General features: G+C 69.7%; 14 protein-coding genes, 1 tRNA gene and 1 pseudogene. 11 read left to right on the top strand and 5 right to left on the bottom strand.

Annotation, left to right across the window (positions count from 1 at the left end; translation table 11 throughout):
• A partial coding sequence (locus HET64_RS27410; RefSeq protein ID WP_215109831.1) for a DUF2254 family protein occupies nt 1–663 on the bottom strand: 663 nt, incomplete at its 3' end.
• A gap of 164 nt (nt 664–827) precedes the next feature.
• Here HET64_RS27410 and HET64_RS27405 point away from each other — a divergent pair.
• The 4 genes from HET64_RS27405 (at nt 828) to HET64_RS39305 (ending at nt 3,554) form a co-directional block, all read left to right on the top strand.
• Nucleotides 828–915: transfer RNA gene (locus HET64_RS27405), tRNA-Leu, on the top strand.
• Nucleotides 916–1,384: 469 nt separating this feature from the next.
• Nucleotides 1,385–2,023: a hypothetical protein gene (locus HET64_RS27400; RefSeq protein ID WP_215109830.1), complete on the top strand. Its 639-nt coding sequence runs from the start codon at nt 1,385–1,387 to the stop codon at nt 2,021–2,023.
• 103 nt (nt 2,024–2,126) lie between these two features.
• Entirely contained in the window at nt 2,127–2,657 is a 531-nt protein-coding gene (locus HET64_RS27395; protein ID WP_308370392.1) for an ANTAR domain-containing protein, read from the top strand.
• 450 nt (nt 2,658–3,107) lie between these two features.
• Nucleotides 3,108–3,554 carry an ANTAR domain-containing protein gene (locus HET64_RS39305; protein WP_215109828.1) on the top strand — a complete coding sequence of 149 codons (447 nt, stop codon included), beginning with the start codon at nt 3,108–3,110 and terminating at the stop codon, nt 3,552–3,554.
• Between the two features lie 173 nt (nt 3,555–3,727).
• Here HET64_RS39305 and HET64_RS27385 read toward each other — a convergent pair whose 3' ends face one another.
• From HET64_RS27385 to HET64_RS27380, 3 genes and pseudogenes are all read right to left on the bottom strand, one after another.
• On the bottom strand, nt 3,728–3,955 hold the full coding sequence (locus HET64_RS27385) for a DUF2945 domain-containing protein (protein ID WP_215109827.1): 228 nt from the start codon (nt 3,953–3,955) through the stop codon (nt 3,728–3,730).
• Nucleotides 3,956–4,306: 351 nt separating this feature from the next.
• A pseudogene (locus HET64_RS39300) lies at nt 4,307–4,573 on the bottom strand (ATP-binding protein); the annotation flags it as partial.
• A gap of 189 nt (nt 4,574–4,762) precedes the next feature.
• Nucleotides 4,763–5,125, bottom strand: coding sequence for a hypothetical protein (locus tag HET64_RS27380; protein ID WP_251145943.1), 363 nt, complete (start codon nt 5,123–5,125; stop codon nt 4,763–4,765).
• Between the two features lie 82 nt (nt 5,126–5,207).
• Here HET64_RS27380 and HET64_RS27375 point away from each other — a divergent pair, with 82 nt between their 5' ends.
• The 6 genes from HET64_RS27375 (at nt 5,208) to HET64_RS27350 (ending at nt 11,054) form a co-directional block, all read left to right on the top strand.
• Nucleotides 5,208–5,435: a tryptophan-rich sensory protein gene (locus HET64_RS27375; protein ID WP_251145942.1), complete on the top strand. Its 228-nt coding sequence runs from the start codon at nt 5,208–5,210 to the stop codon at nt 5,433–5,435.
• Nucleotides 5,436–5,863: 428 nt separating this feature from the next.
• Entirely contained in the window at nt 5,864–6,850 is a 987-nt protein-coding gene (locus HET64_RS27370; RefSeq protein WP_215109825.1) for an acyl-CoA dehydrogenase, read from the top strand.
• Nucleotides 6,847–7,611 carry a PIG-L deacetylase family protein gene (locus HET64_RS27365; protein WP_215109824.1) on the top strand — a complete coding sequence of 255 codons (765 nt, stop codon included), beginning with the start codon at nt 6,847–6,849 and terminating at the stop codon, nt 7,609–7,611. Before HET64_RS27370 ends, HET64_RS27365 begins: the two co-directional genes overlap by 4 nt.
• Nucleotides 7,612–7,676: 65 nt before the next feature.
• Complete coding sequence (locus tag HET64_RS27360) at nt 7,677–8,264, top strand: bifunctional 2-polyprenyl-6-hydroxyphenol methylase/3-demethylubiquinol 3-O-methyltransferase UbiG (RefSeq protein WP_215109832.1); 588 nt, start codon at nt 7,677–7,679, stop codon at nt 8,262–8,264.
• Nucleotides 8,261–9,010 carry a glycosyltransferase gene (locus tag HET64_RS27355; protein WP_215109823.1) on the top strand — a complete coding sequence of 250 codons (750 nt, stop codon included), beginning with the start codon at nt 8,261–8,263 and terminating at the stop codon, nt 9,008–9,010. The genes HET64_RS27360 and HET64_RS27355 overlap by 4 nt, the downstream gene beginning before the upstream one ends.
• 919 nt (nt 9,011–9,929) lie before the next feature.
• Nucleotides 9,930–11,054, top strand: coding sequence for an aromatic acid exporter family protein (locus tag HET64_RS27350; protein ID WP_215109822.1), 1,125 nt, complete (start codon nt 9,930–9,932; stop codon nt 11,052–11,054).
• A 641-nt stretch (nt 11,055–11,695) separates the two neighbouring features.
• Here HET64_RS27350 and HET64_RS27345 read toward each other — a convergent pair.
• Nucleotides 11,696–12,490, bottom strand: a complete 795-nt coding sequence (locus HET64_RS27345) for a SigB/SigF/SigG family RNA polymerase sigma factor (protein WP_215109821.1) — start codon at nt 12,488–12,490, stop codon at nt 11,696–11,698.
• Between the two features lie 555 nt (nt 12,491–13,045).
• On the opposite strand from HET64_RS27345, the gene HET64_RS27340 reads away from it, so the two are divergent.
• Entirely contained in the window at nt 13,046–13,486 is a 441-nt protein-coding gene (locus HET64_RS27340; protein ID WP_215109820.1) for an SsgA family sporulation/cell division regulator, read from the top strand.
• Nucleotides 13,487–13,552: the final 66 nt, after the last annotated feature.

Raw genomic sequence — 13,552 nt, 5'->3', positions numbered from 1 at the left:
CTCGTGCAGCACCCGTGCGGTCTCGGGCCCCGGCTCGTCCTCGCCCCGCGGCCCCCTCGGCATCCGGCCCAGCACCCGGAACGAGTCGCGCGCGATCCTGTCCACGACCGGCCCCACCTGCATCAGCCGCAGCGTCGCGCTCACGTAGACGACGAAGAGCAGCAGGCTCAGCCCGAGCATCACCAGGATGAGCAGGCTCTGCACCAACGGGACCGAGACCACCCGGCGCGGATCGCTCTCGCTCTCGTACGAGGAGAGCACCAGCAGCGAGAAGAGGAACGTCGCCAGGAACACCGTCAGCGTGAGCTTGCTGATCCGGCTCCTGACGAAGATCCGCACCACCCGGGGCGTCAGCTGGCCGCTCGCCATCTGCACCGCGACCAGCGAGATGCTGAACACGACGCCGATGAAGGTCATCATCGCCGAGCTGATCGTGGTGACGATCGTCTTCGCGTCCTGGGAGAACGCCATCAGGTCGCCCAGCTCGTCGTACGCCTCCTCCCGCTGGAGCAGCGTGACGATCGCGTCGTCCAGTTCGGTGGCGACCAGCCACAGCACGAACACGCAGACGAACCCCATGGTCGGGGCGAACCAGAACGTGTCGCGCAGATGCTCGCGCAGAGGGGACAGCGGACGGGGCCGGCGGTAGCCGCGATCACTCATGGACGCGAAGGTAGCCCCGGGACCTCCGAGGACCGGGGAGGCCGAGGTCCCACCGGCACGCCGCACCGCACTGACCACCGGATATGCGGGTGAAGGGCGCGCCGAACCCCTGGTATTGTTTTCCATGTCGCCGCGGGGAACACCCCGCGAACGACAGACACCTTGTCCGGGTGGCGGAATGGCAGACGCGCTAGCTTGAGGTGCTAGTGCCCTTTATCGGGCGTGGGGGTTCAAGTCCCCCCTCGGACACCACGGTCAACCGACCAAAGAGGCAGAGTTCGACCGCCGAGCCCAAGCGGCGGCGGTCGAGTCCCGATCGTGCGAACGTCTGCGCGATACGGTGGCAGCCTGTGCTGCTGGGATTATCCCACTGGGCCGAGCCGCCTGAACTGCTCCGTGATCCTGGCCATCGCTCGAGCAGCGACGGATACACATCACTGCAGGCGCCCCGGGGCCGGAGCCCACCGGCCGCCCCCTGCCCTCCGGTTCCCGCACGCCAGCTGACTTTCGGGCGCCTCTTCAACCCGATCGCTGTGGGGCGGGCTGTGTTCACCCCTTCCCGGCCGGACCGTGTGAACGACCCGGCGGTGAAGAGGGTGCAGGTCCTTCGAACGATCGTCGGTCTGGTCGCGGTGTCCTGGATGCTGCTGTCCTACGGGGTGGCGGCGGACGCCGACGCGGTCGTGGACGATCGCTTCGCCAGATCCGTACCACCCTCATCGTGCTCGGGGTGACGTTCCCGCTCGCCGTCGCCGTCTTCATTGCCGCAGCTCGCCCGCCCCACCGACGCCTGTTCCTGCGCAGGGTCGCCAAACCCGCCGGCGCGCTCCTCGCGCTGCTCCTCGCGCTCGGCGCCCCCAGGCTGATCACCGGGCTGGGACTGGTGACCGAAGAGACGAACTGGACCGCCTCCGCGGGGCGGGTGGTGCTGCTGTTCGCCCTGGGTGCCTTCCTGTTGTGGCTCGCTCCCTTCGCTCTCCACGGCATGGCGCAGTCGCTCGTCCACGTCTTCCGGACGGCAGACCTCCACGAGACGGTTCCGCCGTTGCCTCCCACACTCCTGGTGTGGGAGGCAGCCCTCTTCGAGGTCTTCCGGGGCACCTACGACGGCGTGCCGTTGGGGGCGCGGCTGACGTTCCTTCCGGGAGCACCGCTGACCGTCACCGCAGTGGCCATGGGGGAACTGCGCCGTCTGCGCACGCGGCACGGCATCACGGTGCGCGCCGCACTTCTTCGCCGAGTGACACGGCTGGGCGTTCACACGTTCCACAGTTGTCCTGGTACCAACGGAATCAGCCGCGCCTGCAATGCTCCCAGTAGACGGCCGGTCAGCTTCTGCGGTTCGGAGCGGCTGGGTTGAGGGGTGATGGAAGCGCGCTGCGTCCAGGTGTCGCGACGGACCGTCGGGATGAGGCGGTCGCCCGCAGGCCGCGCTATCCGCCGCCTCCGACGAGAACACGCACCTGCTGGAACTCTCCGCCGTCCAGCACGACCAAGGCCCCTGCGTGGACTGCTACGAGACCGGCAAGGCCCGAGCCAACATCGAACTGCACGACCCCGCGGACACCGGCGGCTGGCCCGCCTTCGCCGAACAGGCCCGCGACAGCGGCTTTCAGACCAGCCACGTCTTCCCGCTGCGCCTGCGCAGCCGTGCCGTGGGGGCGATGAACCTCTTCCACACCAGTGGGCAGCCCCTGAGCCCGCAGGACGCCTCGCTCGCACAGGCGCTCGCGGACATCGCTGCCATCGCCCTGCTCCAGCAACGCGACATCGGACAGGAGCAGCTTGAGAAGAGCCAGTCGCAGCGCGCCCTGTCCAGCCGCATCGCCATCGAACAGGCCAAGGGAATCCTCGCCGAACGCCGGAACGTGACCCCCGACAACGCCTGCAACGCTCTGCGCGCCTACGCCCGCAGCCGCCAACTCCGAGTCTCCGACTCCGCACGGCAGATCATCGACCAGAGCCTCGACACCGACCAGATCTCACTCCCGTAAGAACTGGTGATCAACGCGAACTGGCCCAGCCCAGTGGGCGGTGCCGATGGAGCTCGCCGAGATGGTCCGGGATTTCTGCCACCGCGCACGCTGCGGGCCCCCGAGGTCGTCCGCAGGGCCGTCCCGTGCGCGGATGGCCGAGCAGAGGACAGAGATCTGGCGGTCTGGCGCGTCCGAGTCCGGTTCCCGCCGGTGGACGCAGATACGGCAGTGCGCTCGTTGGGTGGCTTTGCCCAGGCTTGTCTCCGACCTTGGTTTGCCGGGCACGGCGCGGGCACGTGGCCGCTATGGCGATCACGTGAGACGCTGGTCCGGAATGACCGATCTCCGCTGGTGAAGAGCACCACCCTCGATCGGCATCAACGGCACGAGCCCGCCGGCTCGTCCGTAGACGCGACAGCACCCCTGCCCCCGGTGCTATTCGCCCGACATTATTTGGGGGCCACACCCGTGACGCAGTCGACCGGCTCCGGCCGGCACCAGAATCCGGATCCCGCGGTTGCTCGGGAGCATCAGGACGCCGAACAGGAAGTACTCCATCTTCGCCACGAGGTGGAAGGGTTGCGCCGGGCTCTTGAGACCCGCCCGAAGATCGATATCGCCCTCGGCATGGTCATGGCCGCCGAGAGGTGCTCGGAGAAGCAAGCCTGGCAGATCCTGGCGAGCTTTTCCCAGCGGACCAACATCAAGGTCCGTACGCTCGCGCAGCACCTCACGGAAAACGCTGCGGACCCACGGTCGCTCATCGCTCGGCTCAGCGCGGCGCTCGCCTCCTCCGAAAGCAGCGTGATACGCGAAGACGGGCGCGGAATTTTCGCCATGCCGGTGCAGAAGACCGAGTCGGGGAACGACGGGTACTCCACTTCCGACGAGGTCTCATCCCGGCCGAATACGTGAACTCCGCGGAACGTCAGGTGTTTACCGATAGGAGAGGCTGCCAAAGCGGCCGTGGCCGGTTCCGGAGGACCCGGTGGCAGGTGCGCGGATCGCGACGACGCGCCTGCACGATCAGACGCTTCCGTCGCTGAGCGTCAGCGTCGCGAGAGCTAGGGCAGCGGTGGATCCCGTCTTCAGGAGCCCTTTTTCCTTCTCCGCAGAGACTGCGGTTTGTGAACAGCGGTGCGGCCGGACTTCTCACTTTCGACTTCATACTGCGGTTCCTCTTCCGAGGCTTCGACCGTGCGTCCCGCGACCTCGCCGCGCTCCGTGATCTTCTTTTTCACCTTGCCGGGAACGGTCTGCCCGTGACTGTTCCAGGAGACGGGATCCCCCTGCTTCAGCTTCTTGTCTTCTGCCATGGTGTGCACGCTCCCTGATCCGCTCCGCCCCTTGCGGCTGGACGACCCTGTGCCTCGACGATCTCCTGGACATCCTGCGCGATCTGGCCGCCGAGGCCCGGCTGATCGCCCGTCCTGGTGACGGCCAGGTACAAGTGCGGGGGTCACGCTGGACGGCGCCGACTCCGCAGACCGGCCCGCCGGAGCCGGCGCTGTAGCCCTGCCCAGCGACCGCCCTGACCCCAGCCTCCCTTCTCTGCTCGGATTCCGCGACGGGGCGGTCCTGTCGCCGAAGGGCACTGGCCATGTACACCTCCACGATCGAGGGCGCGTGGCTACGGGCGGGTGCGCGTCATCGACCCGCGGTGCTCTCTCGCCGCCGGAGGGCCGGTGGTTCACTGCGGTGGTGCGGGCGAGACGGGTGACCATGCGCCGGCCGAAGCCGCCGGTGGCACCGGTCAGGTCAGGGGTGCGCGTATGCGGGGCCCGTGGGCTGGTGTCGTCGACGGCCACCTCGATGAGATCGGGGTGGGCGCTCAGCCGGAGGGTGCAGGTGCCGCCGCCGTGCCGCAGAGCGTTGGTGACGAGTTCGGAGACGACCAGGACCACGGTGCCGGCCGCTTCCGGGGTGACGGCCGGCACCCGGATGCCTCATCACCCCCTGCGCACCCGCGGCGGCCACCGCCGCAGCGGCCAACGCCTCCACCGAGCTGGGTGCAACCGGCTCGCACCACTTCCGCGGCCGGCGATGGCCGTAAATGCCCGGCCCGGTATCGAACAGCGACGCGGCGCCAGTCTGTGCTCGGCCAGCGTGTTGCCGAGGCGTTCTCACTCCCTCGCGGCGGCCGCGGCGCACAGCGCTCCCCATGCGACGGCGAAGCCCGCGACCTTCAGGCGCCTGGACCAGCCGGTGAGCGCTGTGCCGAACAGGGCTGCATCGGACAGGTCGGCAGTGACGCGGCAGGCAGTCGCGGTCCGCAGAGAACGGGAGTCGGGGGCGAGGAGCATGGCTGCGCCGACAGCGGCATCGCGTGCCCCGATCGCCCGAATGAGCAGAGCGGTCCCCACCGGCACTGTGCCATCGGCATGGGTCAAGCCGCACGGCTTGGCCAGCAGGACCGGACGGACCATGATCGCGACGCTGTAGGCCGCGGTTGCGGCCCCCAGCACTCGTGGCATCGCGTTAGGCATCTCAGCGTCCTCTCGTCGTGGCGGACCGGGTACCCACCCCCAGAAATACATGCATCCGACCTCCGCGCGACTCACGCCGCCCTTGCCAGGAACCCGACTGCAGCGGCAAGCACGCACCGGCTCCGGGTTCACGCCCTCCGGCAGCCGGCCGCAGGTCCGCCGGCTCATCTGCCTGCTGCTGGCAGCCCTCGGCGCCACTGTGCTGCTCGCCGCGCGGGTGGATCGCCGGGCGTCCCGGCTGCTGGCGCCCTACCTTCTGTGGGCCGGCTACGCAGCAGCTCTCAACCTCGCGCTCTGGCTGACCAACTGAGGCGACCGTCTCTCCCAGCCGTCCCGAGCCGACTGCCTCGGACATCGAAGCGGACCGGGCCCGCGCCTGTCCGGACTCTTCGCATCCGGCCCGCCCACGTCGCACCGCTTCGCGCCCCGTGTTTCATCTGCTTGATCATCTGCTGCCTGCGTTTCTGTCCCTACCTCCATTCGCGCGTGGTCCGGGTATCCCGTTCACCCCGGCGTGGAACAGAGAGAGGGGACACACGGGCGTTGCCGGCTTCTACGACCGTCGTCCTTCCACGATCAATCCTGTGTGGCTGTGGGACCGAAGGTGTTTTGCTCCTGGTGAGAGGGGCACAGAGAGAGGCCGTCGCTGTGGGGCGCGTTATGCAGACCGGGGGTCGAGACATCGTGGGAGAACCGGCTCCGCCGGACCTGCTCGTCATTCGTGAAGGAGTCCGAATCATGCCAGTTCCTGCTCTGACCGTCGAAGCGGCAACGGTGGCGGAGGAGTTCGCCGACACGGTCAGTCGCATCGAGAACGGGCAGCTGGGTTTTCCACTGCCTGGCTCCGGGCTTACCAGTGAGCGGTTCGCGGCTCTGCGGGGCGTCGCCGAGTCCGGTCTGTGTACGGCGCGCCTGGTCGAGGGGCATGTCGACGCCACAGCCATCCTCGCGGAGCTGGAGGGATCACCGCCGTCACCGGGCCAGCTGTGGGGTGTGTGGGCGGCCGAGCCTCCGGGCGAGGGCCTCACCGCCGTCCAGAAGGGCGCGGGCTGGGTACTGAACGGACTGAAGCAGTATTGCTCCGGCGCGCACAGCTGCACCCACGCCCTGGTCACCGCACGGGAGGGCGAGTCGCGGCGGCTCTTCGCGGCCCGGGTGGACCAAGCCGGCTGCCGGCCGGTGGAAGGCACCTGGCAGGCCGTGGGCATGGCGGGCAGTGACACCCCGGACGTGCGGTTCACTGACGTCCCGGCAGCCCCGGTCGGCGGGCCGGAGGCATATGTGCGACGGCCGGGGTTCTGGCACGGGGGGATCGGGGTCGCCGCGTGCTGGCACGGTGGGGCGGTGGCGGCTTCCCGGGTGCTGCGCGAGGCAGCCGCAGGAAGGATCGAGCCGCACACCGATGCCCATCTGGGGGCCGTGGACGTCCAGCTGTATGCGGCCGGGGTGCTCCTGGAGCGGGCGGCCGAGGAGATCGACGCGGACCCCCTGGACGGGCGGGGAGAGGCCCGGCTGCGGGCGATGCGGGTGCGTGGGTTCGTCGAGTCCGTGTGCCGGGAGGTACTGGATCACGTGGGCCGGGCGACCGGAGCGGGGCCGCTGTGTCATGACACTGCGCACGCCCGCACCGTGGCCGACCTGAGCGTGTACATCCGGCAGCACCATGCCGAACGCGATCTGGCCGGGCTCGGCGCGTTCCTGGCCAGGCCGGAGGGCGAGCGATGACAGGCACCTCGAACGACGGTTTCGCCGATGCCATTCAGGCGCCCGGCACCCCGGAGGCGGCATGGCAGGCATGGCCGGGCTGGGCCGCCCTTCCGGAAACTCCTCTGGGGCCATTCGGCCGTGTTGTGGTGGTCGCTGCTCATCCGGACGACGAGGTGCTCGGTTTCGGAGGCGCGATCGCGCTGCTCTCCGCCTCCGGTACGGAAGTGACCGTGGTGGCCGTCACCGATGGTGAGGGCTCCCACCCGGGCAGCGATGTGATGACCGCGCGCGACCTCGCTGAGCTGCGCACGGCCGAGACGCGGGCGGCGCTGGCCGAGCTCGGGGCCACGGACGCGACCGTCGTACGGCTGGAAGTCCCCGACACCCGGGTGGAGGCGTACGAGGACGAGGTCGCCGCCCGGATCGCGGGCCTGGCGGCCGGTGCGGACCTGGTCGTCGCGCCGTGGACCGGTGATGTGCACGGCGATCACGAGGCGGCCGGGCGGGCAGCCGTGTGCGCGGCAGCTTCAGCGGGCGTCGCCCACTGGCTCTATCCGGTGTGGATGTGGCACTGGGCCGCGCCGGACGACCCCAGGGTGCCCTGGCGGCGCGCCGCTCTCATCCGGTTGTCTCCGCAGGTCTTGGACCGGAAGCGGGCCGCGGTGAGGCAGTTCGTCAGCCAGATCGCGCCCCTCGGCCCGGGCGAGGCCGACGCGGCGGTCCTGCCTCCGGAGGAGCTGGCGCATCATCTGCGCGACCGGGAGGTGGTGTTCCGGTGAACGACGCACGGCACGCACCGGACGTCTCCGGGACAGCGGGCACCCCTGCCGCGTACTTCGAGGGCATGTACCGCGACGCTCCTGACCCCTGGCACCTTGCCGAGCGCTGGTACGAGCGCCGCAAGTACGACCTCACCGTGGCGAGCCTGCCCCTGCCCCGCTACCGTCGCGCCTTCGAACCTGCCTGTTCCGTGGGCGAGCTGACGGTCCGCCTGGCCGAGCGGTGTGACCAGGTGGTGGCCTGCGACCGGGTGGCGTCCGCGGTCGCCACCGCACGCCGGCGCACGTCCGCCCTCCCTCATGTGGACGTGCACCATCTGACCGTTCCCGGCCAATGGCCGCCCGGCCACTTCGATCTCGTCGTCCTGTCCGAGCTGCTCTACTACTTCGACACCCCCACCCTCCAGAGCGTCCTGGGCCTCGCGGTCGACGCCCTGGAGCCGGGCGGCACCCTGGTCACGGTGCACTGGAACCACCCGGTGCCCGACCACCGCGGAACTGGTAGCACGCTCGCCCGTACCGTCGGCTCGGTTCCGGGGCTGACCCTGACGGCCGACCACCGTGAGGACGACTTCGTGCTCCAGGTGTACGAGCGCAACAGCCCCGACGGCACCGCTGCACCTTCCCCCGCCGCCCGCGAGGGCCTCGTATGACGGCACCGCGCGGCATCGGAGCGATCGCCGTCGTGATCCCGGCCCGCGACGAGGAGATACTGCTGCCGGCCGCATTGGAAGCGGTGGGCGCGGCGGCCGAGCATGCCGGCATCGGGTCATTGCGCGTGCTCACGGTGGTCGTGGCCGACTGCTGCGCGGATGCCACCGCCGCTGTCTCCCGCGCCGCGGGCGCTCACGTCCTGCCAGTCCGCTACCGCAACGTCGGCCGGGCCCGAGCCGCAGGCGTGCGAGCCGCGCTCAGCACGCTCGGCGACACCTCAGGCGGTGTGTGGATCGCTTCCACCGACGCCGACAGCATGGTGCGGCCGGACTGGCTCGCCCATCAGGCGGCTCGCGCCGCCGAAGGCTGGGACGCCGTCGTCGGCACCGTGACCGTGGACCACTGGCCACCTCACATGACCGATCTGGCCGTCCGCCACCACCGCCTCTACGAGATGTCCCGCCCCCCGGCAGGCCGCCCGTGGCAGCACCCGCATGTTCATGGTGCGAATCTCGGCGTCAGCAGTCGAGCCTACGCAGCGGCAGGCGGCTTCCCGGCGGCCCCGCTCCATGAGGACCGCCTCCTGGTCGCCGCACTGAAGAGCACCGGAGCGCGCATCCTGCGCACCGCCGACTCACCCGTCACCACTTCGGCCCGCAGGACACCGCGCGCACAAGGCGGCTTCGGTGACCACCTGATCGACCTGAACCGTACGCGACTCACCACGTCAGGAAACGAGGCGTAGGCCGTCTTCACGAGGATGCGGTCCGCACCTACCAGAAGACATCGTTCACTGAAGAGGAAGGTACGGAGAGAAGGGGACGGCCGGAACGACGCCCGAGCCTCCGCGGCCGGCGTTTCGACAGGAAGCCGGCCTCTGAGGCCACATGTTCGCCTTCCTCACCGACGTGCGGAGGACGGAGACCGCCGCGTTGGGGAACCGGGCGGCTGGGGCGCCGCCTCCGGTCGTCCCGCAAGGAAGCAAGCAGGTGCCGCCATACCGAGGTGGCTCGGAAATGAACGCGCTGACGGAACCCCGTACGCCGTGCTCGCCGCCAACGCCGTGGCCGCGCTCCCGCATGGGGTCGGCCGCCCCGGAGGGCGAGGAGGTCTGCGTACGGCCTGCTGGGAAGGCCATGACCAGGACCCATCCGGTGGGCAATGATCCCGGCGCCACCCGCGAAAGCCTGAACGCCGAGTCTGCCGGGCGTGGGCGCCGCCCGGATGAGTCGCGAGGCGCGCAGAGGTCCGATGCATGAATCTCCGGGGGTGGGTACCTGGTGCGCAACGACGAGGGGACGCCGAGATGCCGGGAGCGATGCCACGAATGCCGGGTGCCGCAACCGCGGCCTTCGCCTTGGCCGGAGTCGCGGCTCCTGGACGGTAACCGTGCGTGGTGCTTCTGGATCACCCGCACCAGCAGTACGTAGGGAAGGGTGCCGCCCAGGCCTCGCAGGGGCGCAACGGCCTCGCGCTCCTGGCGCGGTCGGTGAGCCGGTGCCGGTGGGTTCCTCCGCGTGGCCGGCCACTTCTCTCCGCTTTCATCCACGGTCGGAGGCGGTTGGCCGTGGTGCTGTTCTCTGTCCCTTCCCGGGGCACGAAAATCGGAGCAGTTGATGCGACAACGCTCGAGAGGGAATGGCGTGGCGCGGGAGGTGCGGTGGATGGCCGCTTGGCGGTGGGCGGGTCTGGAGTGGGCGGAGGTGCGCCGGTCGGTCCGCAGCTCGTGTGTCGAGGCCGGTCCGGAGCGGGACACGCTCATCCAGTCGCTGAAGGCAGCGGGGGCGGCGATAGCCGCGTGGGCGGTGAGTGGGTGGTGGTTCCAGGCGCCGATGGCCCTGTTGGCTCCCTGGACGGCGATCGCGATGGTCGGCAGCACGGTATACCAGTCGGTGCGTACGGGGATCCAGCAGTTCGCCATCATCGCCCTGGGCACCCTGTGGGCATCCGCGGCGATGGCCTTCACACGTGATCAGACCATGACCGCCATGCTGCTCACCTTGCCGTTCATGATGTTGCTCGGCAACTACCGGCGCTTCGGGAGCCAGGGCATCTACGGTGCCACGACAGCGCTCTTCGTCATCACCGGTGGGGTCTCCAGCACGTCCACGGTGGGGCACCGGCTTCTGGAGACGCTGATCGGTGCGGTGATCGGTTTGCTGGTCAGCGCGTTCGTTCTCCCGCCGGTTCACCTGCGCAGCGTTCGTGACCGTCTCGTCCGTCTCGTGCGCGAGACGGCGGACGTGCTCGGTGCCGTGGCGGAGGGACTCCGTGAGGAGGACGGGCTGGAGAAGTCCGAGCGGTGGCATCACTCGGCCGGCGGCCTCACTGCGTCGCTGCAGCATGTGAGCGAGGCTCGCCGCTGGGCCATGGAGGGGGCGCGCTGGAACCCGGGAGGCCGGCTGCGGCGCACGGGCCCGACGCCTCCGCCGTTCGCCGAGGACACCCGGTGGGGTCGTGTCTGCACCTGCGTCCTGGCCCTCACCCGCACGCTCAAGACGATCAGCGACGACACGGAGCTTCCCCCGCCGTCGCCGGACTTTCTCCGGCTGCTGTCCGAGGTGCTGCGCCAGGCCGGCCACATCTGCGCCATCGAAACCGGACGGCTCTCCGGCTCCGGGACCGGAGAGCTGAGCGAACGCCGCGAGGCAGCGTTCAAGGAAGCCTGGAGCACTCTCGGCTCACTCACCGACACCTTCCACCGCCAGGAACCGTCAGCGGCGGCCGTCGGGGGCGAACTGCTGCTGGAAGCCCGCCGGCTGATGACGGAACTCGCCCCCTCTGCCTGAGTCGCCGGCAGCCCACCTCACCTGCGTCGCGTGGCTGGGGGTTCCGGACCGCTCTGTGTGGCTCGATGGGACGGTCATGCTCGACTCGGCGGGAAGCCGGGGTTTGTCAGGGGGCCGGGTTGTCACCGCCGCTGGGAGCCTGGCTCAGATCGCGTGCGCCGATGCCGACCAGTCGTCGGACCTCTCGTCGTTGCTCCTCGGCTGTGTCCGCGAAGGGATCGAAGTGAAGGCCGGGGCGGGGCTCGGGCGGGGAGGGCTGTGCATCAGGCCGAGGGCCGGGCCCTTGCCGTCTCGGTGTCCGTGGGTGCGCCACGTTTCGCTGTGCCACTGCGGGGAGACGTCCAAGTGCAGCGCTGCGGTCCCGAAAGCCGCTGCGCGGGCAACGTCTGTGACGCCCAGGACAGGAGTTCCGGTTCTCAGTATCGGAAGGCCACTGTCGTTCGTCGGATCGGGGGTTGCTTGCGCTGCCTGCTTGATGTGCGGGCGGCCTGCCTCGTCGACGCTCGTCGACATTTCTGTGCCAGCCTGCCGGGGCGCGCCCGTTCCTGCGGTGGAGCCTGTTCGAAATCGGGCACCGAGCAGGCGTGGTCCCTCGCCACGTCCCTACACGGTGCCTCATGCAGAGCCCCGAGCGCCGTTCTTCACGCGGCTGTCGGCAGGGTGTCTGTGCGCAGTCGCTCGCAGCTCTGCCTGAGCAGCCGGGAAACGTGCATCTGGGAGATGCCGAGCCGCTGCCCGATGCTGGCCTGGCTCATGTCGCGGAAGTACCGAAGGTACAGAATGGTGCGCTCACGCTCCGGCAGCTCGCGCAGTCCGGGTTTGACGCTCTCACGCTCCAGGACGGTCTCCAGAGCGCGGTCCCGGGAGCCCAAGCGGTCGGCCAGAGAGGTGCCGCCGTCGAACCCTGCGGGTTCCGCGTCCAGGGAGATTGCGCTGTAGCTGCCCATGGCCTGCATCCCCAGGTTGACGTCCTCCACGCTGAGTCCGGTGTCCGCCGCGACGTCGGCGGGGGTCGGCACGTGCGCGCCGGACCTCTGGGAGAGGTCGCGTTGCGACAGACGGACCTGGTTGCGCAGATCCTGGACCCTGCGGGGCACGTGGACATCCCAGGTGTGGTCGCGGAAGTGGCGCTTGAGCTCGCCCGTCACCGTCGGAATCGCATAGACCTCGAAGGCCTTGCCGTGGACGGGATCAAATCGGTCGACCGCCTTCACCAGCCCCATCGCGGCCACTTGGCGAAGATCGTCCATGGGCTCGCCGCGGTTGCGGAACCGGGTGGCCAGCCGGTAGGCCATGGGCAGCCACCTGTCGATCGTTCTAGTGCGGCAAGCCCGGCGCTCCGGCCCCGGGGGAAGAGCACGCAGTTCGCGAAACGCTTGATCCGCCGACGGGGAATCCTCGTCGGAGTCCGTCCCGGAAAGCTGTGAAGTGGGCATGTGATCGCTCCTCGGCGAAGGTGCCGGCCGCCGCGGGAGTGCGCCGTGCCGCACAGACGGCACCCGGTGCTCCCACGGGTGCGCCTACGTCCAAAGCGCAAGGGGCTCTTTCCCGGCACAACCCTGGATAAACCACCTGCGCTTCTGGTGAGGGGGCCGCTCCGCCGGCTTCGGTGTTGCGCGGCGGCCGGACCGTTGATCAAGTGGTCGGCGGCAGCCGTGTTCGCGTTCTTGTCCGCACCAGCGCGGCCCGGCTCGGGCGTGAGGCAGGAGCGCCTCCTTGAGCTGGGCCGCTCCGGTCGCAGCAGCATGGTCGATGAGGACCCAGCCGTGCCGGTAGGAGTAGAGGGCCGGAGGGCGGGTACTCCCGGTGTGCAACGGTCAGGAAGCGGCTGTTCCCTCCTCCTTCTGTCATCAGGGGAACTGATGCTCTTCCTGCCTGTGCTCCGCCGCCGAATGGCGCGCCTGACAGCTCTGCTGGGCCGCCGAGGGCCCCGCGACCGGCCCCTTGGCGGGGCCGATCGCTCAGACGTGGAGCACCCAAAAGGATCCACGGTGTCCCGGGCAGGCGGCTCCGGCAGGCCGGACACTCCTCTGTCCTGCGTTCCCGTACTGCTGAACGTCACCGAGGAACAGTGGGTGCCGGTACTCATGGAGCTCCGCTACGAGCGCGAGGACCCGTTCGCCGTGGAGCTCGCGTTTCATGGACCGGTCGGGGGCCTGGCCCGGTGGAGGTTCTCCCGCGATCTGCTGCTGGGTGGCATGCGCGGGAGTGTGGGGCAGGGCGAAGTGATGATCTGGCCCTCCGAGGAGAACAGAGTCGGCAGCGCCCTGTTCCTGCAACTGGGCCCGCAGGAGTGCCCTGCACTCCTCGCCGTGCGCCGTTCACCCGTGAGCCACTGGCTCTCCCACACGCTCATGACCGTTCCGGTCGGCCACGAGATGGCAGAGGTCGACTGGGACGAGGAACGGCGACAGCTCTTCCGCGACGTGTAGGCACATGCGCTGCCTGTCCCGGCCGGAGGCATGCGAGCTTCCCGCCTCGGAGCGTCCCGCCCGACC

The organism is Streptomyces sp. McG3 (genome assembly GCF_018619185.1).
In the GTDB taxonomy this organism is placed as follows: Bacteria; Actinomycetota; Actinomycetes; order Streptomycetales; family Streptomycetaceae; genus Streptomyces.
Note: the sequence above shows the minus strand (reverse complement) of the source record. Positions and strands in the feature narration are given on the sequence as shown.

What these genes read in the sequence shown, in the direction of transcription:
- HET64_RS27370 (WP_215109825.1), top strand. Translation starts at nt 5,864, where the DNA reads ATGCCAGTTCCTGCTCTGACCGTCGAAGCGGCAACGGTGGCGGAGGAG.
- HET64_RS27365 (WP_215109824.1), top strand. Translation starts at nt 6,847, where the DNA reads ATGACAGGCACCTCGAACGACGGTTTCGCCGATGCCATTCAGGCGCCC.
- HET64_RS27350 (WP_215109822.1), top strand. Translation starts at nt 9,930, where the DNA reads ATGGCCGCTTGGCGGTGGGCGGGTCTGGAGTGGGCGGAGGTGCGCCGG.
- HET64_RS27355 (WP_215109823.1), top strand. Translation starts at nt 8,261, where the DNA reads ATGACGGCACCGCGCGGCATCGGAGCGATCGCCGTCGTGATCCCGGCC.
- HET64_RS27380 (WP_251145943.1), bottom strand. Translation starts at nt 5,125, where the DNA reads ATGCCTAACGCGATGCCACGAGTGCTGGGGGCCGCAACCGCGGCCTAC.
- HET64_RS27345 (WP_215109821.1), bottom strand. Translation starts at nt 12,490, where the DNA reads ATGCCCACTTCACAGCTTTCCGGGACGGACTCCGACGAGGATTCCCCG.
- HET64_RS27385 (WP_215109827.1), bottom strand. Translation starts at nt 3,955, where the DNA reads ATGGCAGAAGACAAGAAGCTGAAGCAGGGGGATCCCGTCTCCTGGAAC.
- HET64_RS27360 (WP_215109832.1), top strand. Translation starts at nt 7,677, where the DNA reads ATGTACCGCGACGCTCCTGACCCCTGGCACCTTGCCGAGCGCTGGTAC.